The sequence below is a fragment of the Microbacterium sp. NPDC055903 genome, assembly GCF_053615555.1.
Map to the genome: position 1 here is coordinate 1,228,277 of NZ_JBSHCA010000001.1, position 20,801 is coordinate 1,249,077.

General features: G+C 68.4%; 18 protein-coding genes. 8 read left to right on the forward strand and 10 right to left on the reverse strand.

Features of this window, described 5'->3' with window-relative positions; translation table 11 throughout:
• Window positions 1-2,943 (reverse strand): DUF7507 domain-containing protein (locus tag ACWGJP_RS05630; RefSeq protein WP_452328773.1); only part of this gene is annotated, 2,943 nt, incomplete at its 3' end.
• 245 nt (window positions 2,944-3,188) lie between these two features.
• Between ACWGJP_RS05630 and ACWGJP_RS05635 the strand changes: the two genes are divergently transcribed.
• Window positions 3,189-3,416: an RNA-binding S4 domain-containing protein gene (locus ACWGJP_RS05635; protein ID WP_452328774.1), complete on the forward strand. Its 228-nt coding sequence runs from the start codon at window positions 3,189-3,191 to the stop codon at window positions 3,414-3,416.
• Window positions 3,417-3,419: 3 nt separating this feature from the next.
• On the opposite strand, the gene ACWGJP_RS05640 is transcribed toward ACWGJP_RS05635, so the two are convergent.
• A complete protein-coding gene (locus ACWGJP_RS05640; RefSeq protein WP_452328775.1) occupies window positions 3,420-3,980 on the reverse strand; it encodes a dihydrofolate reductase family protein in 561 nt (186 codons plus the stop codon).
• A 119-nt stretch (window positions 3,981-4,099) separates the two neighbouring features.
• Between ACWGJP_RS05640 and ACWGJP_RS05645 the strand changes: the two genes are divergently transcribed.
• Together ACWGJP_RS05645 and ACWGJP_RS05650 are read left to right on the forward strand one after the other, a co-directional pair.
• Window positions 4,100-4,399 (forward strand): Dabb family protein, encoded by a 300-nt coding sequence (locus ACWGJP_RS05645; RefSeq protein ID WP_452328776.1) that lies wholly within the window; start codon window positions 4,100-4,102, stop codon window positions 4,397-4,399.
• Between the two features lie 80 nt (window positions 4,400-4,479).
• Complete coding sequence (locus ACWGJP_RS05650) at window positions 4,480-6,297, forward strand: RNA polymerase sigma factor (protein WP_452328777.1); 1,818 nt, start codon at window positions 4,480-4,482, stop codon at window positions 6,295-6,297.
• Window positions 6,298-6,337: 40 nt separating this feature from the next.
• Here ACWGJP_RS05650 and ACWGJP_RS05655 read toward each other — a convergent pair whose 3' ends face one another.
• The 3 genes from ACWGJP_RS05655 to dnaB all read right to left on the reverse strand — a co-directional run bounded on the left by ACWGJP_RS05655 (window position 6,338) and on the right by dnaB (window position 11,557).
• Window positions 6,338-8,974, reverse strand: coding sequence for a hypothetical protein (locus ACWGJP_RS05655; RefSeq protein ID WP_452328778.1), 2,637 nt, complete (start codon window positions 8,972-8,974; stop codon window positions 6,338-6,340).
• A gap of 155 nt (window positions 8,975-9,129) precedes the next feature.
• A complete protein-coding gene (locus ACWGJP_RS05660; protein ID WP_452328779.1) occupies window positions 9,130-10,101 on the reverse strand; it encodes a hypothetical protein in 972 nt (323 codons plus the stop codon).
• A gap of 64 nt (window positions 10,102-10,165) precedes the next feature.
• Entirely contained in the window at window positions 10,166-11,557 is a 1,392-nt protein-coding gene (gene dnaB, locus ACWGJP_RS05665; RefSeq protein WP_452328780.1) for a replicative DNA helicase, read from the reverse strand.
• A 504-nt stretch (window positions 11,558-12,061) separates the two neighbouring features.
• Between dnaB and ACWGJP_RS05670 the strand changes: the two genes are divergently transcribed.
• Together ACWGJP_RS05670 and ACWGJP_RS05675 are read left to right on the forward strand one after the other, a co-directional pair.
• Entirely contained in the window at window positions 12,062-13,216 is a 1,155-nt protein-coding gene (locus ACWGJP_RS05670; RefSeq protein WP_452328781.1) for a hypothetical protein, read from the forward strand.
• 462 nt (window positions 13,217-13,678) lie between these two features.
• A complete protein-coding gene (locus ACWGJP_RS05675) occupies window positions 13,679-14,632 on the forward strand; it encodes a DNA topoisomerase IB (protein WP_452328782.1) in 954 nt (317 codons plus the stop codon).
• 62 nt (window positions 14,633-14,694) lie between these two features.
• Here the strand turns inward: ACWGJP_RS05675 and rplI are convergent, their stop codons facing one another.
• The 5 genes from rplI to ACWGJP_RS05700 all read right to left on the reverse strand — a co-directional run bounded on the left by rplI (window position 14,695) and on the right by ACWGJP_RS05700 (window position 17,518).
• Window positions 14,695-15,147, reverse strand: a complete 453-nt coding sequence (gene rplI / locus ACWGJP_RS05680; protein WP_452328783.1) for a 50S ribosomal protein L9 — start codon at window positions 15,145-15,147, stop codon at window positions 14,695-14,697.
• A gap of 11 nt (window positions 15,148-15,158) precedes the next feature.
• The gene (rpsR, locus tag ACWGJP_RS05685; RefSeq protein ID WP_071641238.1) at window positions 15,159-15,413 is read right to left on the reverse strand and encodes a 30S ribosomal protein S18; all 255 of its coding nucleotides are present in this window, start codon (window positions 15,411-15,413) and stop codon (window positions 15,159-15,161) included.
• Between the two features lie 82 nt (window positions 15,414-15,495).
• Window positions 15,496-15,993: a single-stranded DNA-binding protein gene (locus ACWGJP_RS05690; protein WP_120227098.1), complete on the reverse strand. Its 498-nt coding sequence runs from the start codon at window positions 15,991-15,993 to the stop codon at window positions 15,496-15,498.
• 5 nt (window positions 15,994-15,998) lie between these two features.
• Window positions 15,999-16,364: a 30S ribosomal protein S6 gene (gene rpsF / locus ACWGJP_RS05695; RefSeq protein WP_120227097.1), complete on the reverse strand. Its 366-nt coding sequence runs from the start codon at window positions 16,362-16,364 to the stop codon at window positions 15,999-16,001.
• A 149-nt stretch (window positions 16,365-16,513) separates the two neighbouring features.
• The gene (locus tag ACWGJP_RS05700; protein WP_452328784.1) at window positions 16,514-17,518 is read right to left on the reverse strand and encodes a hypothetical protein; all 1,005 of its coding nucleotides are present in this window, start codon (window positions 17,516-17,518) and stop codon (window positions 16,514-16,516) included.
• A 144-nt stretch (window positions 17,519-17,662) separates the two neighbouring features.
• Between ACWGJP_RS05700 and ACWGJP_RS05705 the strand changes: the two genes are divergently transcribed.
• From ACWGJP_RS05705 to ACWGJP_RS05715, 3 genes are all read left to right on the forward strand, one after another.
• A complete protein-coding gene (locus ACWGJP_RS05705) occupies window positions 17,663-18,970 on the forward strand; it encodes an ABC transporter substrate-binding protein (RefSeq protein ID WP_452328785.1) in 1,308 nt (435 codons plus the stop codon).
• 70 nt (window positions 18,971-19,040) lie between these two features.
• Entirely contained in the window at window positions 19,041-19,970 is a 930-nt protein-coding gene (locus ACWGJP_RS05710) for a carbohydrate ABC transporter permease (RefSeq protein WP_452328786.1), read from the forward strand.
• On the forward strand, window positions 19,967-20,800 hold the full coding sequence (locus ACWGJP_RS05715) for a carbohydrate ABC transporter permease (protein WP_452328787.1): 834 nt from the start codon (window positions 19,967-19,969) through the stop codon (window positions 20,798-20,800). The genes ACWGJP_RS05710 and ACWGJP_RS05715 overlap by 4 nt, the downstream gene beginning before the upstream one ends.
• Window position 20,801: the final 1 nt, after the last annotated feature.

A 20,801-nucleotide genomic window follows, 5' to 3' on the forward strand; every position in this document is an offset into this window, starting at 1 on the left:
GATCTCCGCTCCACCGGGGGCGACGCCCTCGGCCGTTGCAGAGTTGGTGATCGGGTCACCCGTGAGGTCCGCCTGCACGACGGTGTACTCCGCCTCGCAGATCACCACGTCGCCGGGAGCCAGAAGCGCAGCGGCTTCGGGGCAGACGACCTCACCGAGCGTTCCCGCACCGGAGAACTCGCCCTCCGCGATCGAGACGCCCGACACCGGCACATTGCCCGTGTTCGTCACTTCGAACGTGTAGACGATGACCTGACCGGCTTCAGCTGCCAGCTCCGTCTCGGAGGACTTGACGAGGCTCAGCTCCGGCGCCGGAAGCAGCGTCGGAACCGACTCCTCGGACGGGTCGCTCACGATCTCCGCTCCACCGGGGGCGACGCCCTCGGCCGTTGCAGAGTTGGTGATCGGGTCACCCGTGAGGTCCGCCTGCACGACGGTGTACTCCGCCTCACAGACCACGACCGCCTCAGGCGCCAGCTCCGCCGCACCCTCCGCACAGACGACCTCGCCGAGCGTTCCTGCACCCGAGAAGTCGCCCTCAGTGATCGTGATGTCGGACACCGGCACGTTGCCCGTGTTCGTCACCTCGAAGGAGTACGTGATCACCTGACCCGCTTCAGAGGCCAGTTCCGTGTCCGCCGACTTCACGAGCGTCAGCTCCGGCGCCGGAAGCAGCGTCGGAACGGATTCCTCGGACGGGTCGCTCACGATCTCCGCTCCACCGGGCGCGAGACCCTCGGCGGTTGCGGCGTTCTCGATCGGATCACCCGTCAGATCGGCCTGCACGACGGTGTACTCCGCCTCGCAGACCACGACCGCACCGGGCGCGAGCTCGGCCGCGCCCTCCGGGCAGACGACCTCGCCGAGCGTTCCCGCTCCGGAGAAGTCGCCCTCAGTGATCGTGATGTCGGACACCGGCACGTTGCCCGTGTTCGTCACCTCGAACGAGTACGTGATCACCTGACCGGCCTCGGAGGCCAGCTCGGTATCGGCCGACTTCACCAAGCTCAGTGCCGGCTCGGAGAGAGCCGTCGGAACGGTCTCCTCGGACGTCGCGCTCACGACCTCCGCTCCACCGGGGGCGAGGCCCTCGGCCGTTGCAGAGTTCTCGATCGGGTCACCGGTCAGATCGGCCTGCACGACGGTGTACTCCGCCTCGCAGACCACGACCGCCTCGGGGGCCAGCTCCGCCGCACCCGCAGGGCAGACGACCTCACCCAACGTTCCCGCTCCGGAGAAGTCGCCCTCAGTGATCGTGATGTCGGACACCGGCACGTTGCCCGTGTTCGTCACCTCGAAGGAGTACGTGATCACCTGACCCGCCTCCGTCGCCAGCTCCGTGTCCGCCGACTTCACCAGGCTCAGCGCCGGCGCCGGAAGCAGCGTCGGAACCGACTCGGCGGAAGGCTCACTCACGACGGCGGCACCACCGGGGGCTACGCCTTCCGCAGTCGCGGAGTTCTCGATCGGGTCACCCGTCAGATCGGCCTGGACGACGGTGTACTCCGCCTCGCAGACCACGACCGCCGCAGGCGCCAGCTCGGCCGCACCCGCAGGGCAGACGACCTCACCAAGGGTTCCCGCACCCGAGAACTCACCCTCAGCGATCGAGATGTCGGAGACCGGGACATTGCCCGTGTTCGTCACCTCGAAGGAATACGTGATCACCTGACCCGCCTCAGAGGCCAGCTCGGTGTCCGCCGACTTCACGAGCGTCAACTCGGGCGCCGGCGCTGCGGGCGTGAAGGTGGCGGTGTTGTTCGTCTCGTCCGGGTCCTCTTCGTTGCCGATGACCGAGGCACTGTTGGTGAGCGACGCAGACGTGGCGTTTGCGGCGGCGACGCCGGTGACGGTGATCACCGTGCTCGCTCCAACCTCGAGCGGGCCCACGGAACAGGTGAGGACGCCTGCGGCGATCTCGCATCCGTCCGTGCTGCTCGCGGGGCTCTGAAGTCCTGCAGGAAGGTCATCGGTCACGACCGATCCGGAGGAGTCGCCTGCGCCGTCGTTCGTGACGGTGATGGTGTAGGTGTACTCCTCGCCGGGGACGAAGCTCTCATCTCCGGTCTTCTCGAGCACCAGATCGGCCGGCGCACCCGGCACCGATGCGGCGTCGTTGTTCGTGGTCGGGATGCCGGTGTTCGTCGAGACGACGCTGAACACCGGGGATGCGGTGTCCGCACCCTCCACGGCCAGCTGGTAGACCGTCCCGTTGCCGTTGCCCGTCAGACCGAAGTTGCCGTTGCCGTACAACCACTGCCCACCGTAGGGCTGAGTGTTGAGGGCGAGCGAGGAGAGATCGAACCTGCTCACCGCCCCGTTCGAGGGGTCGATCCGGTACATGAAACGCGTCGCGAGCGACCGCCCGTCGTAGCCCCAGATGTAGCCGTCGCGGTAGACGATGTCCGACACGTTCTCGACCGGTGACTGGAGAGTGATCTCCGTCGCGCTCAGGCCGTCGACGTCGATGGCCCAGAGCGACGTGGACGCGCTCACTCGGAGGAAGTAGGTTCCCTCATCGTCGCCGAGCCCGAAGGTTCCCTGGTTGTACGGCTGCGCCGTATCGAGGCCGGCGATCGCCGGGAGCTCATCCACCCCGCCGACACTGTCGATCCGGAGCATCTGGAACTCGTTGACGTCCCAGGCGTAGAGGTAGTTGTCGGCCGTGTTGAAGCCGAGCGCGTTGAACGTGTAAGTGTCGGCGGCACGCAAGGTCGCGAGGTCGTATCCACCGGAGCTGATGTCGGCCGTGGCGAGGGTCGTCGGCGTGTTGTACCCCACGAAGACCGTCGGCTGGGCGGGGTTGAAGGGCACGACGGCGGCGGCGGATGCCGGGACGGCCGCGACGAAGGTGCTGGCGACGACGGCAAGGGCGCCCGCGACCGCGAGCCCGAATCTGGTTCGGTGGCGTCTCGGTGAACTCGGGTGCGAACGGGTGCTCAAGGTAGCCTCCTGGGATCGGCTTCAGGCCTGCCCTCCGCAGACCCGTTCGGCGGTCGCCCGCCATGCGCTCTCCCCAGAAGAGCTTCGTCAGCGGATCGATACCTCGACGCCCCCACCCGTCACCACCGAGACGGCGCCAGCCTAGTTACCGGAGAGGATGCCGTTGTCGACTCCCCTGGAATTGACCTCCTTTCGGAGGTCAAGAATCACGATCTCCCCCAGGGACGTACCCGTAGCATGCTCATATGACCGCTTCCTCGCCGATCGACGACGTGCCCATCGGCGGCGAGAGCATCCGCCTCGGCCAGTTCCTGAAGTTCGCCGGGCTGCTGGACTCGGGCGGTGACGCGAAAGAGGTCATCATCGACGGCTACGTCAGCGTCAACGGAGAGGTCGATCGCCGCAGAGGCCGTCAGTTGCGCGCGGGCGACGTCGTCACGTTCGAGGGACGGTCCGCGAGAGTGGCCGACTGACCGTCAACGACCGGGAGGGCCGTCCAGCACCGTCGGCACGTACTCAAGCAGCTGGATGCCGCCATCGAATGTGCGCGCGTCGACGAGATCGAGTCGGACATCGGGATAGTCGTCGAAGATCCGATCCGTGCCCGTCTTCCCCGTGATCACAGGGAAGATGACGACGCGGTAGCGGTCGACAACCCCGCCCTCGAGCAGCGACCGGCACAGCGCGATGCTGCCGATCGTGGAGAGCGGGCGGTCGGACTCCTCCTTGAGCCGGCGGACGTGCTCGATGGCGTCCCCGCGCACCAGCGTGGAGTTCTCCCACGCCAGCGGCTCGCCGAGCGAGCGGGAGAACACGTGCTTGTGCATGTCGTTCAGCACGTCGGTTCCGGGTTCACCGCTGTGCGCCAGCTCCGACATCACTCGATAGGTCGTCGCCCCCATGAGCAGCACGGCTTCCGGCTGCTCCTCGAGCCAGGCCAGATATCCGGGGCTCTCCATCCCCCACCAGCCGGGCCACCCTTCGGCGGCGCCGTAGCCGTCGAGGGAGCAGATGAAGTCGATCGTCAGAGTCTGCATCGCGCGCTCCTTCCGCCCCGGGGTCTTCCGAGGATCGTCGAACGGATGCTTTCGCGCAGGAGTCTAGGTCGAAGGCCGCCAGACGGTAACCCCCTTCCGTGCGATGGGAGGATGGGCGGATGAGCAGCATCCGCCACACCGTCACCTTCCGCCTGATTCATGAGTCCGGATCGCCGCAGGAACAGCGCTTTCTCGACGACGCCCGTGGCATCCTCACCGCCATCCCCGGCGTCACGGACTTCCGGATCAGCGCACAGGTGAGCCCGAAGAGCGATCTCACGTTCCAGTTCGCGATGGACTTCGCCGACCAGGCCGCGTACGACGCCTACGACGCGCACCCCTCGCACGTGGCTTTCGTCGCGGAGCGCTGGCAGAGCGAGGTCGCCGCCTTCCAGGAGTACGACTACATCCAGCTCTGACCCGAGCGCTCCACCTGCCGCGCGCTCCCCGACTCTCTTATCATGAGGTGCACAACGGATACGGGGGTCAGGAGGCAGGCATGGAGGATCCTCGGAGCGACATAGCTCTGCTCCGAGATCTGCGCGACGGCGACCGCGATGCCTATGTCACCCTGTGGGAGCGTCACATCGGCGCCGCTCTTCGATACGCCCACCGCGCGTTCCCCTCGCGCGCGGAGGACCTCGCCTCAGAGGCCTTCCTCGCGATCTATCAGCAGATCACGACCTCCGGCAAAGGGCCCGACTTCGCGTTCCGCGCCTACCTCCATGCCGTCATCCGGAACACGGCGAACCGATGGCGCAAGGAGGCGAGCAGATTCGACGAGCATGCGGACGCGGATGCCGTCGACTTCCGCGATGCGCTCAGCCTGGTCGAACGGGAATCCAGCGCCAACGACCTGCTCAGTGCGTTCCAGGAACTCCCGGAGCGCTGGCAGAAGGTGCTCTGGTTGTCGGAAGTCGCCGACGTCGCGCGACCGGAGATCGCGAGCACGCTCGGCATCAATCCGAACGCCGTCTCCGCACTGCACCGCCGGGCGCGATCCGGACTGAAGCTGCAGTGGTTGACGAAGCAGGTTCCCGTCCTGTTGCGCGATGACGAGACGCATGTCGCACGGCTCCTGCCCCGCTACCTCTCCGAGCCCGAGAGCGCGACCCTCACGCTCGAGATCACCACCCACCTGGAGACGTGTGCCATGTGCACCGATCTCTTGGCGGCGCTGCGCAGCGACGCCAGGCGCCTGCAGGGCGTCACCCTCTCCGCGGCGGGCTTCGGCGCGCTCGGCGTAGCGCTGCCCGCCACGAGCGCCCTCGCCCCAGGCACGGCGGTCGCCGCCGGTGTCGTCCTCGCGGGCGCCGGAGCCGGTATCGCGAGCCTGCTCGCGGGCGGCATCGGCGCGCTCACGCTCGGCGGCATCGTCCTCGGCTCCTTCTTCGTGCCCCCGGGCGATGTCGACCCCCCACCGCTCGCCGAGACTGTCGTCGAGGTACCGGTCGCGCCCGAGACGCCAGACGCACCGTCACCCGGAGGAACCGGCATCCCGCCCACCCTGCTGCCGTCACCCGCCCCGACGGCCGGGCCCGAGCCTTGGCAGCTCGGCCGCTGGAACTCGGATCCGACGGTACCCGTCATCGATTTCGATGCCGAGCCGGGATCGCAGTACATCCCACCCGCGCCGGAGCCTGCCGGCCCAGAGGTTCCAGGGCCGGGCACGGACCCTGAACCGGGCACCGACCCTGGAACCGACCCCGGCGGCACACCCGTCATGACTCCCGGCGTCACCTCCCCCGTCAATGACACGGTGTACATCGCCCCGATGATCACGGGCCAGACAGCGCCGGGGAACTCCGTCGCGATCGACTTCGCCGCGCAGCGGTACACGGTCGACGTCGCAGAGGACGGATCGTGGAGCTTCGATACGCGCCCGCTGGCCTTCGACGCGGCATCCTACGACTACGCCGTGTGGGCATACTCCGACACCGAGCAGTCGCTCGCCACCACGGGCACGATCGTCGTGCAGGCACCGATCGTGCACGGCTTCGAAGATATCGTCGGGCCGATCCCCCTGGACGAGGCGAGCACCACTGGGGTCGTCGTCTCGATCATCGGCCCGCCGAACGGAACGATCTGGGTCTCGACGGCCATGACCGACGCGTCCGTCACTCTGGATGCGAGCGGCCACGCCGTGCGTCGGATCAGGATGCTGGCCGACGGCTGGTACCCGTTGTCGTACGCCGCCGTCGACGCCGACTGGTACTCCGGGCCTGGCACCCTCACACCGGTCGATGTCCTCGACCCGACCCGGGATCCTGAGTGGCCTCGCGGGCGCGGCGGAGTGTTCGAGATCGACGAACTCTGAGTGATGCCACGGCCTGCGACGGGTGGGCGGCAGGACGCCGCTATCGCCGGGCGAGCCGCCGCGCCGTCTTCTCGGCCTTCGCGAGCGACCGCGCCTCTGCCGCGGTGAGCCCCAGAGACGGCGTCGCGCGCATCCAGGCGTAGGTCGCGGCCTCAGATCCGTGGTCCCCGAGAGCCGCGAAGCTGCCGGCGAGATCGAAGGCCGACGCCTTCACGCGCTGAAGGAGTTCACCGTCGGCGGATGCGCCGAGGAGATCGAGCACCCGGCGATGCGCGCCGGCGACCTCCGCCGTGCGCCCGAGCTGTGCGAGCACCAGTGCCAGATTGCGCAGCGCCTTGGCGCAGCGCAGGCGCCCGGTGGCCGAGTCCCTGGTCGCGGCGTGCACGGCGACGACGTGCTCGTAGGCGTCGATCGTGGCTGCGGCATCCCCGAGATCATCCAGCATGATGGCTCGGTTGTAGACGCCCTGCTGTCGGGCGAGCACGACGTCGCCGTCCGTCGAATCCGCGGCCAGGGCGTCGAGCGCCTCGTACGCCGCGACCGCTCCGCGGAGATCCCCTCGCTTGCCGAGCGCGGTGCCGAGCCTCGCATATGCGCGAGCCTGCACTCTGAGCGCACGGAGGTCGGATCCGACCCGGACGAGCGTGGCCTGGCGCGCCAGCATCTCCAGCTGCTCCCAGTACGCGGCGGCCTCCATCCGACCCGCCCAGACGTCGAGCGCGGCGAGACGCAGCATCGCGAGATCGACGTCCGACGTGCCGGCGGTCACCTCGACGATCGTCTTCCATTCGGATTCCGCCTCGGCGAGACGCCCCTGCTCGACGAGGCCGTCCGCCGCGTAGAGCCGGTCGCGCAGCTCGCGGTATCGACCGGTAGCCGCATCGTCCGAGGACGGGGCAGCGTCGTGCGACACCCGGAGGATCCGGGCGTTCTGCTGCGCCAGGCGGACCGTGTCCTGGATGTCGGCGTCGTCGCTGTCGTCGAAGCGCGCTTCGAGGTCCTCGAACGCGGCGATGGCGGCCGCGCTGTCTCCCGTCTCGTGCAGGTCCGTGGCCTCGGCGAGCAGGCGCGTGGCATCGAGGCGTCGGACCCGGACGTCCGGATCGTCCGAGAAGTGTTCGGCGAACAGCCGTCGGAACGCGCGGACATCGTCGGGCGCCGCGCCCTCGGCCCGCCACGCCGACCAGAGGGCGTTCGCCGCCCAGATCCGTACATCGGCCGAAGCATCCGCGGCGAACTCGCGCACGGCATCCCGCACCGTCTGAGCCGACGCGTCGGCGTGCCCTGCCTCTCGCAGGAACCTGCCGAGCCAATACGCCGCCTGCGCCCGCTCGACCCCGGCGGATGCCGATCCGTCGGATCGCAGCGTTGCCGTCAACGTGGTCAGTGCCTCGATCGCCTCCTGCCGCCTGCCGATGTCGCTCAGCCGCAGCGCTCGGTCGAGCACGAGGGCGGCCATCGAAGAGACTCCCTCGTCCCGGCCCCAGAGCTTCGCGAACCGTCTCTCGACATCGAGCGAGACGCGCACGGACTCCTGTGGATCGCGACGGGGCAGGTACGCGGCGCGCTCGGCCTGGTCGCCGTCCGGATGCCCGAGGATGCTCGCGATGCGCGCGGCGACGGCGAACCGTACGAGCGCAGTCGACGGCTCGTCGTCGGTGCGGAACTGGGCATCCGCCTGGCGGAGCAGGTCGAGACCGGTAACGTTCGCCTGCGCTGCGGGTCCCACCCAGCGCAGCAGCCCCTCGAGGAGGGCGGCCCGGGAACCAGGATCGGCATCCGCCGCGGTGCGGTCGATGAGCCTCAGCCACTCCTCGCGTTCGACGACGGCGCTGTCGGCGGGTTCCAGGCGCTCGAGGATGCCGGACAGGTGGCGGATCGAGTGACGTACACCCGCGGCGTAACCCTGCGGCGACAGGGAGAGGAGCGCACGGGCGGGTGCGAGGGCGTCGCCGGGGGCGATCCCGTCGCCGATGTCGAGGTCTGCGCGGAGGAGGGCGGCGTCCATCGCGAAGCCGCCGGCGCCCGGGAGCTCCTGCGCCTCCTGCATGACGAGGGCGAGCACCTCGCGGACGGCGTCGAGATCGGATCCACCCTCGATGCGGATCCTGGATGCGGTGAACATCGCGTCCAGGCGGATCCGCCGCATGCGGGAATCCTGCTCGTCCGAGAGGCGGACGGCGAGGGTGTCGAGCGCGAGCGCGATCGAGGCGGGGTCCTGGGCGAGCCAGCGCCGGATCATCTGCGCTGTGAGCGCAGCTTCGGCCGCGGCGCGACGCACGCCGACATGCGGCGAGTCTCGCCACCGCTCGTCCAGCGCGAGGGCGCGCTGAAGCACCTCGACGTGCAGAACGGGGTCGAGCTCATCGAGACCGTGGACGAACTCGATGCGTCGGAGCTCGGCGGCGGCGAGCGCCTCAGCGACGGACGGGTCGTCCGCGTATGCGCCGGTGAGCTCGCGCATGCGGTCCAGGTGCGCGTCGATCACCGACGCGGGTTCCAGGGAGATGTCGAGCTCGAGGAGGAGGGCGGTCGCCTCTGCGACGGCGATCGCTTCGCCGGGTGACTCGATCGGGGCAGAGGCCTCGAGGGCTCCAAGGAGCAAGGCCCTCGCCTGGCCCTGCTCTCCACTCACTACGAGATCGCGCGCCTCGACGACTCGACCGACCATCTCCATCCGGATGCCCTCCGCACTGCCGACACACTCGTCTTCAGTCTTCCATGCGGGAGCTCGGGCTCACGTCGCGGCGTCGCAGCGCCATGAAGGGGGCCCGCCGCACATGTTCAATGGTCGGCGCCCCCGATCAATCGCTCCGGTTGGGGCGAATGCCTTCAGTCGACGACGGTCGCGAACAGCAGCTCGCCCGTCGAGGCGAGCACTGCACGGTCGTCTCGTACGTCGACGAGCCCGAACCCCGCCGCGCCACGGATCGGTGCGACCTCGGCCATGGCGCCGTCGTCGAGCATGAGCATCCGCTGCCTGCCCTTCCAGGCGCCGCTGGAGAAGACCGGCGTCAGGATCGCGGATGCCCCGTCGGACGTGAACCGCGTCCGGATGCCGTGCTTGCCCGGTTGCTTCAGCCAGCCGCTCTCCTCGTACAGCCGGCGGGCGACCCGGGCGTCGCGGTCCAGCGCCGCGAGGGTGAAGAAGTCCGAGCCGTACTTGTTGAGGCTCATGGTGTCGCTGCCCTGCACACCCACGAAGCGGATGCCGTCGACCTCGGTCACGTCGCCGACGATCGGAGCCTTCACGCCGCCAGGAGCGGTGCTGGTGCGCAGCCCCGCCATCGGGAAGTCAGCGCCGTTGAGCAGCTCGACGCTCACCCAGGTGGCCGTGTCTTCGTCGATGCGGAGCCGGCCGATGGTGCGGGCGTTCTGGAACGCGACGGGATCCGTCAGGACGACGAGCCATTCGCCGTCGGCCGTAACCCGCGCGATCCCTCCTGCGGTGAGCCGGTCGCCGTGGTCCGCGACGCCCGCCTCGTCGGCGATCGTCACGACACGAGGCGTGTCGAGGCCTGCGCCGAGGAAGACGGCGATCCGGTCATCGATGAGGACGACGACGCCGTCCTCTCCGCGGTCGATGAGAACCGGCTGAGCGCCGAACCGGCTCTCGGGCAGCAGCATCCCCGCGCGCTCGCCCTCGTCGGTCACGAGCACGATGTGCGTTCCCCAGCCGTCTTCGCTGTACCGCGCCACCACGGCGAGCGCGGAGCCGTCGCGCCGTAGACACACCGTAGGAGGATGCGGGAACGCGAGCGCGCGATCGCCGAGATCGATACGAGAACCGGGGACGAGTTTCACGTCGCGAGCCTATCCACACGGGGCGGACCGCTGCGCGCGTGTCGCCCGAGACCCGCCACCTCGCCTACGCGAAGTCCCCGCCACCCCCGCCGAAGTCGCCCGGAGCCATGTCGGCGAAGCGCGAGTAGTGGCCCTGGAACGCGACGTTGATCGTCGCGGTCGGACCGTTGCGGTGCTTGGCGACGATGAGGTCTGCCTCGCCGGGGCGGACATCCTTGTCGTAGACGGAGTCGCGGTGCAGCAGGATCACCATGTCGGCATCCTGCTCGATCGAGCCGGACTCGCGGAGGTCGCTGATGGCGGGCTTCTTGTCCTGGCGCTGCTCGGGGCCACGGTTCAGCTGGCTGAGCGCGATCACGGGCACCTGCAGCTCCTTGGCGATGAGCTTGAGGCTTCGGGAGAACTCCGAGACCTCCTGCTGGCGCGACTCGACGCGCTTGCCGCTGGTCATCAGCTGCAGATAGTCGATGATGACCATCTTCAGCCCCGCGCGCTGCTTGAGCCGACGGCACTTGGCCCGGATCTCGACGAGCGTCATGTTCGGGCTGTCGTCGATGTACAGCGGAGCGTCGTTGATGCGACCGCGGGTCGCGGCGACCGTCGTCCAGTCACGCGGGTCGAGCGTTCCCTTGCGCATGCTCTGCAGCGGGATGGCACCCTCGGCGCTGAGCAGACGCATCGCGATCTCGCTCTTGCCCATCTCGAGCGAGAAGAAGATCGAGGGGTAGTTGTGCCCGATCGACGCAGCGCGGGCGAAGTCGAGCGCGAGCGTCGACTTTCCCATCGCAGGCCTGGCCGCCACGACGATCATCTGGCCGCCGTGCAGGCCGTTGGTCAGCTCGTCGAGCTCCTTGAACCCGGTCGGGATGCCCGTCATCGAGCCGTCGCGGCCGTTCGCGGCCTCGATCTCCTCGACGGCGGCATCCACCGCGACCGTCAGCGGGACGTAGTCCTCGGCGGTCTCGGAACCGGTCACCGAGTAGATCTCCGCCTGCGCGTTGTTGACGATGTCCGTCGCATCGCCCTGACCGTCGTAGCCGAGCTGCACGATGCGCGTGCCCGCATCGACGAGCCGGCGCAGGATCGCCCGCTCGGAGACGATGCCGGCGTAGTACCCGGCGTTCGCCGCGGTCGGGACGATCGAGGTGAGCGTGTGCAGATAGTCCGCTCCACCGGCCCTGCTCAGCTCGCCCGTCTTGATCAGCTCATCCGTGACGGCGACGACGTCGGTCGGCTCGCCGTGCGAGTACAGCGACAGGATCGCCTCGTAGATCAGCTCGTGCTTGGGCACGTAGAAATCGGCGCCCTTGAGCGTCTCGATGACGTCGGCGACGGCATCCTTCGACAGCAGCATCCCGCCGAGCGCGCTCTGCTCGGCGAGGAGGTCGTGCGGGGGCGTCCGCTCCGGCGGGCGCTGTCCGCCGAGGCGCTCCTCCGAGATGTCTGCGATCGACACAGGGCTCCCTCCGGGCGGTTGACGATGTCGAGGCTGCTCGCCCCGGCTGCGACGCGGTCGCGGCTGCGAACAAGCACAGCACCGGCCTCTGACATCGGGTCGCTCGACCACGCTAGAAGCGCCCCATCCACAGCGCAACATCGCCTGTGGATAACTCTGTGGACGGATTGCGGAGAACCTCGGAGTGTCTGTGCAGAACAGGTGTGGATAAGCCTGTGGGTGCATCGATTCAGAGACTTCTTTATTGCAGCTGACCTGCCTTTTAACGATTCCCCACCCTGTGGATGGAATTCTCCTTCAAGAGCTGATTGAAGGTTTCCCTCTCACTCGGCACATGTGCACAACCTGGGGAAAGTCAAGCCGCTCTGCACCCGGGCGCGTCATGCCGGGACATCGGCGGAAATCCGCTTCAGGATCTCTAGACAACCCCTCCCCAGCGCGATAGCCTCGGGCAGGTCGGCGCATCGCGCGTCGGCATCGGTTCCCTTGGGGAGGGGGGTGAACGTGAGCGCCACGGCGTCCAGGCACCGCATCAGCGCGGGAGTCCTCTGGGGCGCCTTCGGAGTGCTCGCGTGGGCCGCCCTCACGATCCTCACCGGAACCGGAACGGCACAGGCCGCCGAGGACGACCCGCCGGCGAAGAATCCGCTCGGCTCGCTGGTCAGCGCGGTCGCATCGACCGCCTCCGAGGTCGTTCGGCCCGTCACCGAGGCCATCGCGCCGGTCACGCAGCCTGTCGCGGATCTCGTCTCCCCGGTCGTCACGCAGGTCGTGAAGCCCGTCGTCACCCAGGTCGTGAAGCCCGTCGTGACCGAGGTCGTCGACCCCGTGGTCACCGAGGTCGTCGAGCCGGTCGTCACCGAGGTCGTCGCCCCCGTCGTCGCGGCCGTTCCCGCCACCGTGGGCACGGTGGGCGGCGCGGTCGCGGAGATCCCCGTCGCAGGGGATCTCACCACCCCGATCCTTGACGCCGTCTCCGGCACGGTCTCCGCCGTCGTCACGCCCGTCTCCGGCATCCTCCAGGGCTCGCCGGTCGGAAGCCTCACGGACCCCGTCATCGATCTCGTCACCGGCCTTCCCGTGGTCGGCGGCATCCTCGCCGACAGCGGCGTCACCGGCGTCGTGGACGAGGTCGTCGACATCGTCGACGGCACGGTCGGCATCATCGACGAGAGCGTGGTCGGCACGATCCCCGGGATCGTCGACGCCGTCACCCCAGGAACCGGCACCCCCGCGACTCCTTCGGAGCCGGGGACGGATGCCGGTTCGCCGGCGGAGCCCGCTCCCGCCCCTGCTCTCCCCGCCGCTCCGGTGGCCGATCCATCCGAGCCGAGCCTCGCTGCCCCTCCAGGCATCACCACCGGCTCGACTGAAGCCCACGTGAACGACACGGCGAGCGGTTCACCGGCATCCGCCGCCCCCGTCACCGCGCAGGCCACCAGCGCCCCCGCGGACGACACGGCGCCCGCGACTCCCCCCGCTCTCGGCTCCTCCGCCCCCTCCTCCTCCGCCGGTTCCGCCGGCGGCTCCTTCGGCGACGGCGCCCGCCTCGGCGACGCCTCCACCGACCCCCTGCGCCTTGCGCAGCGGAACTCCGGCGCATCGGACGACGCCCTGCCCTCGTCCCCCGTCGCCGACACCGACGTCGCTCCTGACTGAGCGCTGATGTCGCCGTCCTCCGTGGACGGCCCCTGATGCTGCGCGCACGCCTCTGATCGCGCGCCATCCGACATCGCCTTCCGTCAGGAGCATTCGCATGCCTTCATGCCTTCGCATCGCGCCGTACCGGTGCACCGCGCACGTCGGCCCCGCGCCGTCGCGCGACCTCGATCTTTCCTGCCCCGACCCCGCCGCATCGTCGGCCAGGGTCGGTCCGCTGCGCCTCCCCAGGGCGTAGCCCCCGGAGCGGCCGACGCCCTCGGGGGAGGAGACGTCGGCCCGTTCCGGTGCATCGGTGCCCATACCGCCCTGCAGTGTCCCCTTCTTCCTGCACGAGCGGCGCCGCAGCCGATGCGCCCCGGATGTCCCGATCCCCCTTTCGGGACATCCGGGGCACCTCCTGCGCAAGGGGTTTGACGTCGGGACGGCGACGAGGATGTGATCGTCACGACAGGAGGTTCCGTGGCACGCATCCACCGCATCGATCCGACGAGTGTCCCCGGCATCCACCGGCGCCGCGCACGCGGGCGGTTCCGCTACCTGAGCGCAGCCGGATACCCGGTCGACGAGGCGACGCGCCGACGCATCGCCTCCCTCGCCATCCCGCCCGCCTGGACGCACGTGTGGATCAGCCCTGAGCCCGACAGTCACCTGCAGGCGGTCGGCACGGATGCCGCAGGCCGGCGCCAGTACCTCTACCACCCCGCCTGGCGCAGGAGACGAGACGGCGCGAAGTTCGACAGGGCGCTGCAGCTCGCCGCCGCCCTTCCGTCCGCCAGGACGACGGTGACGCGCGACCTGCGCGGCGACGACGATCGACGACGCACGCTCGCCGCGGCGTTCCGGATGCTCGATCGCGGCGCGATCCGCATCGGGTCCCCCGGGTACCTCCGCCGGTACGGCAGCCGGGGGCTGCTGACGCTGCGCTGGGCGGAGCTGAACCTTCGCGGAAGCACCGTGACGCTGACGTTCACCGGCAAGCTCGGTCAGCGCCAGTCGGTGTCGTTCGACGACGACGACCTGCGGGAGTGGATCAGGGCATTGCCTGCGCGACCACTGCGCGCCGAGGTGCTGCGATACCGCGCAGGACGGCGGATGCGTGCCGTGACGCCCGCCGCTCTGAACGCCTACATCGCGATGGTCACCGGCGGACCTTTCACCGCCAAGGACCTCCGTACGCTCCGCGGCACGATCTCCGCCGCCCTCGATCTCGCCCAGAGCGCGCGCAGCGGGCTCGACGCCGACGAACGGGAGCGGCATGCGATCGACGCGGTCGCGGCAGCCCTCGGCAACACGAGAGCGGTCGCGAGAGCGAGCTATGTCGACCCGCGCGTCCTGCGCGCCGCACGCCGAGGGCGCGTCATCGATCGTCGCGTCTCCCCCGAGACCGGCCTGCTGCGACTTCTCGGAGGCTGAGACCGGGGCAAAGCAGAACGCCGCCCTCCCGGAGGAGGACGGCGTTCTGACGGTATCGCGCCTTACTTGGCGGCGACGACCTGAAGGGTGATGACGGCGGTCACGTCGTCGTGCAGACGGACGGTCGCCTCGTGCTCACCGGTCGCCTTGATGGCGGAGGTGATGTGCACCTTGCGCTTGTCGATGCTGCCGAGACCGGCCGCCTCGACGGCATCCGCGATGTGCTCGGTCTTGACCGAGCCGAACAGGCGACCCTGCTGGCCGGCCTTGACGGCCAGGCGCACCTTGGTGCCCTCGATCGCGTTCTTCAGCGCAACGGCCTCGTCGCGGTCGTGGATCGCACGCGCCTTGCGGGCGGCCTGGATCTGCTCGACCTGCTTTTCGCCACCACGGGTCCACGCCGTAGCGAAGCCCTGGGGGATGAGGTAATTACGGGCGTACCCGTTCTTGACCTCGACCACGTCGCCGGCGCTTCCGAGCCCGGCGACCTCGTTCGTGAGAATCAGCTTTGCCATGTCGGTACCCCTCAGCGGCCAGCGCCGGCGTAGGGCAGGAGAGCCATCTCGCGAGCGTTCTTGATCGCCTTGGCGATCAGACGCTGCTCCTGCACGGAGACACCGGTGATACGACGGGCACGGATCTTGCCGCGCTCCGAGATGAACTTGCGAAGGGTGGCGACGTCCTTGTAGTCAATGACGCCGACCCGGATCGACTTCGCGGGAGCGGTGGGCTTGCCACCCTTCCGCGGCTTGCGGCGGTCGCCGCTCGACTTTCCAGCCATGAGTTTTCCTTTGATGAAGCGGATGCCGGCCCTTTGTGCTTCGACAAGCTCAGCGGGCTCAGGACCGGATCCAGAAGTGAGATTAGAAAGGCGTGTCGTCGCCGAAGCTGCCCGGAGTGCTCCAGGCATCCGCGCTGGTCGACGAGCCGGGCGTGGACCACGGCTCCTCCGACACCTGCTGCTGCGGACGGGACTGACCGCCACCGGCTCCGCCGGACGCCGCACGCGTGACCTGAGCCGTCGCGTACCGCAGCGACGGACCGATCTCGTCGACCTCGAGCTCGATGGCCGTGCGGTTGTTGCCCTCACGGTCCTGGTAGGAGCGCTGACGGAGGCGACCCTGCGCGATGACGCGCATGCCCTTCGTCAGCGAACCCGCCACGTGCTCTGCGAACTCGCGCCACACCGAGGCGCGGAGGAACAGCGCTTCGCCGTCCTTCCACTCGTTCGCTGCACGGTCGAAGTTGCGCGGGGTCGATGCGATGGTGAAGTTCGCCACCGGCAGCCCGTTCTGCGTGTACCGCAGCTCGGGGTCGGCCGTGAGGTTTCCCACCACGGTGATGACGGTTTCGCCGGCCATGAGCCTTAGGCCTTCGCAGCCTTGGGCTTGCGGGCGGCCTTCTCCTCGGCACGCTTGGCCTCGGCGGCGACCATGGCCTGAGCCTCTTCGGCCCGCAGCACCTTGGTGCGCATGATCTGCTCGTTGAGGCCGAGCTGACGGTCGAGCTCCTGAGTGGCCTCGCTGGTCGCGGTGAAGTTCACGACGGCGTAGATGCCCTCGCTCTTCTTCTGGATCTCGTAGGCCAGACGGCGCTTGCCCCAGATGTCGACCTTGTCCACAGTGCCACCATCGTTGGTGATGACCTTGAGGAACTTGTCCAGCGTCGGGGCGACCTGGCGCTCGTCGATCTCGGGGGTCAGAATGACCATGAGTTCGTACTGGTGCGTCACTTACCCACCTCCTTCGGACTAGAACGGCTTCCGGGACTTTCCCGGGAGCAGGAGGGTGTGTAGCACGTGTCCGCCGAAGCATCCGATGGACGCCGGAAGGCAGACAACCTGGTTAGTCTACGCCAGATCCGGGCGTGTCGCGAACGCGATCATTCCAGATCGAAGGAGAGCAGCCCCTGGCGCTCGGCGACGTGGGCGTGCAGCGAAGCCGCGAACTGGCTGTATTCCGGACGGATGGCGACCCTGGCGGACTCCAGCAGATGGATGCTGCGCCCCGACGGCGACTCCAGCGTGATCCGCTTGGTGGCGTAGGCGGGCGGGGTGAGCCAGATGCGCGTGAGCTGCGCGTAGGGGTGGTCGACCTCGCCGATGCGCAGGCCGAGCGAGCCGACCACGATCCTCGTCGTCGACCTCCGTGCAAGGCGCAGGCGCTGGAACCCGCCGATGCCGAACCCGACGGCGACGATCGCAGCCAGCGGCGACAGCATCACCAGCGGGGCGGTCTCGCCCGTCGGGAAGTCCGGGGCGAACAGCGGGAGGATAGCGACGACGGCCACGACGAGCGCGATCACGGCCACGACGAGGAATCGGTTGCCTGCACGGCGCTCGCCCGCGGCATCCACCTCGAACGTCGTGGGCAGGCCGGCGCGCACGCGCGCGGCCTCGACGGGATCGACCGCGGTGGGCGGTGTGAGGGGGTTCAGGGTCGCGGCGAGCTCGTTGAACACCGACCTCGTGAAGCCGGGGAGGGCGATCGTCCGCTCCCCGTGCGCCGTGCGGACGATCAGCGACCTCGTCGTCCCGCTGCGCACGCCGTTCGTGCGGTGCTCGGTGATGTGGGTGCGGAACGCGGTGGTCGCCCGTGGGAAGCTCTCCCACTTGCCCGCTCGGCCGACCGTCACGCTCTCGTGGCTCACCCGCACCTGGACGTTGCGGAGCCACAGCATGACGACGAGAACGACGACGGTGATCACGGCCATCGCTCCGAAGACGATGATGCGCCGCCCCGAGGTGTAGATCGTGTCCGGCAGCACCTGCGGGATGATGAGCAGCGCCAGAGCGTCGAGGACGACGGCGATGACGACGGCGCTCAGCAGCGCTCGGAGCGGATGCTGGCGGAACACCCGCTCCACGGGCATGACCTGCTGGCTCACGTGATCTCCTCCCACGACGACGACGCGCTGTCTCGGAGCATAGGGGATCGGCGAGAGCGCATCTGAACCGGTTCAGAATTCGCTTGGCGGATTGTGAAATTGTGTGTATCGTTCTGCTGAACCGTTTCAATGAGGAGGCTGTCGATGTCCCTGTCACCCCGAAGGATCGCCCTCGCCGCCGGCGCGAGCGTCCTGATCGCATCCCTGGCCGCATGCACCGCGTCCACCCCCGCAGATCCTGACCAGCCGATCGAGCTGTCCCTGCTCGTGCCCGCCACGACCGACGTCGACTTCGCGGAGGCTCTCGCCGATGCGTTCGAGGCCGAGCACGAGAACATCACCATCGCCATCGAGAACCGACCGACCGGGGCCGAAGGCGAGAACGTCGTCAAGACACGCCTGGCCACCGGCGAGATGACGGACATGTTCGTGTTCAACAGCGGCGCGCTGCTCACCACGATCAGTCCCGACCAGTCACTCGTCGATCTGTCAGAGGAGGACTGGGCGGGTGCTATCTCGGAGGACTTCACCTCCGTCGTCTCCGGCGAGGAGGGCATGTACGGCGTGCCGTGGGGCACGACCCGCGCCGGCGGCATCATGTACAACAAGGCTGTGTACGCCGACCTCGGGCTCGAGGTGCCGCAGACCTGGGAGCAGTTCGAGCAGAACAACGCCGCCATCGCGGAAGCAGGGCTCACCCCCGTCGTGCAGACCTACGGCGATGCCTTCACCTCGCAGCTGATCGTCCTCGGCGACTTCGCGAACGTGCTCGACGCCGATCCGGACTGGGCAGAGGAGTACACGGCCAACAACCGGAAGTTCTCCGATGAGCCGGCACTCGCCTCGTTCCAGAAGCTCGCCGACCTCGCCGATGCGAAGGTCTTCAACGAGGACTTCGCGAGCGCGAAGTACGACGAGGGCATCCGACGCGTCGCGCAGGGAGAGGCCGCACACTTCCCGATGCTCACGAACTACGTGGCCACCAATGTCACGGCCAACTATCCGGACACGGCGGATGACATCGGCTTCTTCGCCGTGCCGACATCGACCTCCGACGCGGCGAAGCTGACGATGTGGATGCCGCTGGGAGCGTTCATCGCCAAGAGCATCGCCCCCGAGAAACTCGACGCCGCCAAGGAGTTCCTGGCGTTCATCGCGAGCCCCGAAGGCTGCGCCGTGCATGCAGAAGTGGCATCGCCCGCTGGCCCCTACCTGATCGAGGGCTGCGAGGTCCCTGACACGGCCATGCCTATCGTGACGGACGTCGACGCGTACTTCAGCGCCGGACAGTCGGCGCCAGCACTGGAGTTCCTGTCGCCGGTGAAGGGCTCCAGCCTTCCGCAGTTCGCGGTCGAGGTCGGATCCGGCATGCGCAGCGCAGCCGACGCCGCGGCGCTCTACGACAACGACGTCCTCAAGCAGGCGCAGCAGCTGGGGCTGCCGGGCTGGTGATCGTCACGGGGAGGCCCGCCCGCCGGGCCTCCCCGTCCGCTCGCCCCGATCGACCGACGAAGGAGTCCCGATGCCCACCGCAACAGCCCCACCCAAGACCCCGACCACCACCGCGTCCACCGTGTCCACGCGCACCCGCCGCCGAGCCGGCTCGCCGTACCCCGGCTGGTTCTACGTCCCCTCTGGGGTCGTCTACGGGCTGTTCTTCATCCTGCCGACGATCGCCGCCTTCTACTTCAGCCTCACCCGATGGTCGCTCTTCGACATCGAGTTCATCGGGCTGGACAACTTCGTGACCTTCTTCCGCGAGCCGATGCTGCTGCAGAGCTTCGCGAACACTTTCGTGTACGCGGTCATCACGAGCGGGCTGAAGGTCGTCCTCGGCCTCGTGCTCGCCGTGTTCCTCACCTCGCAGATCATCGCGCGCGGATTCCTGCGATCGGTCATCTTCTTCCCGGTACTGGTGTCGACGATCGGAGTCGGAGTCACCTTCGAGGTGCTGCTGGATCCGTTCAACGGACTCGTGAACACAGCGCTCGCCTCCGTCGGCATCGACGGACCTGGCTGGCTCACCGACCCCTCGCTCGCGCTCGTCTCCGTCGCGCTCGTCGACGTCTGGAAGGGCGTGGGTCTGGCCACCCTCATCTACATCGCCGGGATCGTCGCCATCCCTGCCGAGTACATCGAGGCGGCCCGCGTCGATGGCGCAGGCGCCCTGCGCATCTTCTGGAACATCACGCTCCCGCTGGCCCGCCCGGCGACGGCGAGCGTCATAACCCTCTCGCTCATCGGAGGGCTGCGCTCCTTCGACCTCATCTGGGCGATGACAGGAGGCGGTCCCGGCTTCGCCAGCGAGGTCGTCGCCTCGGCGATCTTCAAGCAGTACCAGTCCGGGTTCTTCGGGCTCTCCACCGCAGGCAACGTCGTTCTCTTCCTCGTCGTCGCCGTCATCGTCTTCCCGCTCTATCGCTGGCTCAACCGCAAGGAGGTGCAGCAGTGAACGCCGCACGCATCCGCCAGGTCTCCCTCGGCATCCTGGCGATCGCCGTCGCCGTCATCGTGTTCGTCATCCCCTTCGTCTTCATCGTGCTCACCGCGTCGAAGACGCAGCAGGAGGCCTCGCTCCTGGAGTTCACGCTCCCCACGCAGTGGGTCTTCTGGGACAACCTCGTCGAGGTCCTGCAGACCAGGGACCACATGCTCCCCCGCGCGCTGTGGAACAGCACGATCCTCACGGTCTTCAGCGTCACCGCGATCGTCGTCCTCGCCGCCATGGTCGGCTACGTGCTGCAGAGACGCCCCACCCGCTGGTCAGGTCTGGTGAACGCCCTCGTCCTGTCCGGTCTCATCATCCCGCCCGCCGTCGTCCCGACGATCTGGGTGCTCCAGATGCTGGGGCTGTTCAAGACCATGCCTGGCATGGTCTTCATGGAGATCTCGTTCAACCTGTCCTTCAGCATCATCCTGTTCCGCGCGTTCATCTCGACGATCCCGCGCGAGCTGGACGAAGCGGCGCTCATCGACGGGGCGGGGCCCCTGCGGATCTTCTTCCGCGTGATCCTTCCGCTGCTCAAGCCCGTGGTCGTCACCGTCATCGTGATCCAGGTCGTGCACGTCTTCAACGACTTCACCGGTCCGCTGTACTTCCTGCCAGGAGACGACAACGTGACGGCGCAGCTCACCCTGTTCAACTTCCAGAGCGAAGAGCTGAACAGCTTCAACCTCCTCTTCATGACCGTGTTGATCATCACTGTCATCCCGCTCGTGCTGTACCTGTTCTTCAACCGCCAGATCGTCGCCGGCATGACCTCCGGCGCAGTCAAGGGATGAC

Bases quoted from the DNA above. Each gene is read 5' to 3' on its own strand.
- ACWGJP_RS05650 (WP_452328777.1), top strand. From the start codon at position 4,480: ATGGAGGATCCTCGGAGCGACATAGCTCTGCTCCGAGATCTGCGCGAC.
- ACWGJP_RS05640 (WP_452328775.1), bottom strand. From the start codon at position 3,980: ATGCAGACTCTGACGATCGACTTCATCTGCTCCCTCGACGGCTACGGC.
- ACWGJP_RS05710 (WP_452328786.1), top strand. From the start codon at position 19,041: ATGCCCACCGCAACAGCCCCACCCAAGACCCCGACCACCACCGCGTCC.
- ACWGJP_RS05645 (WP_452328776.1), top strand. From the start codon at position 4,100: ATGAGCAGCATCCGCCACACCGTCACCTTCCGCCTGATTCATGAGTCC.
- ACWGJP_RS05705 (WP_452328785.1), top strand. From the start codon at position 17,663: ATGTCCCTGTCACCCCGAAGGATCGCCCTCGCCGCCGGCGCGAGCGTC.
- rpsR (WP_071641238.1), bottom strand. From the start codon at position 15,413: ATGGCTGGAAAGTCGAGCGGCGACCGCCGCAAGCCGCGGAAGGGTGGC.
- ACWGJP_RS05655 (WP_452328778.1), bottom strand. From the start codon at position 8,974: ATGGAGATGGTCGGTCGAGTCGTCGAGGCGCGCGATCTCGTAGTGAGT.
- ACWGJP_RS05635 (WP_452328774.1), top strand. From the start codon at position 3,189: ATGACCGCTTCCTCGCCGATCGACGACGTGCCCATCGGCGGCGAGAGC.
- rplI (WP_452328783.1), bottom strand. From the start codon at position 15,147: ATGGCAAAGCTGATTCTCACGAACGAGGTCGCCGGGCTCGGAAGCGCC.
- ACWGJP_RS05690 (WP_120227098.1), bottom strand. From the start codon at position 15,993: ATGGCCGGCGAAACCGTCATCACCGTGGTGGGAAACCTCACGGCCGAC.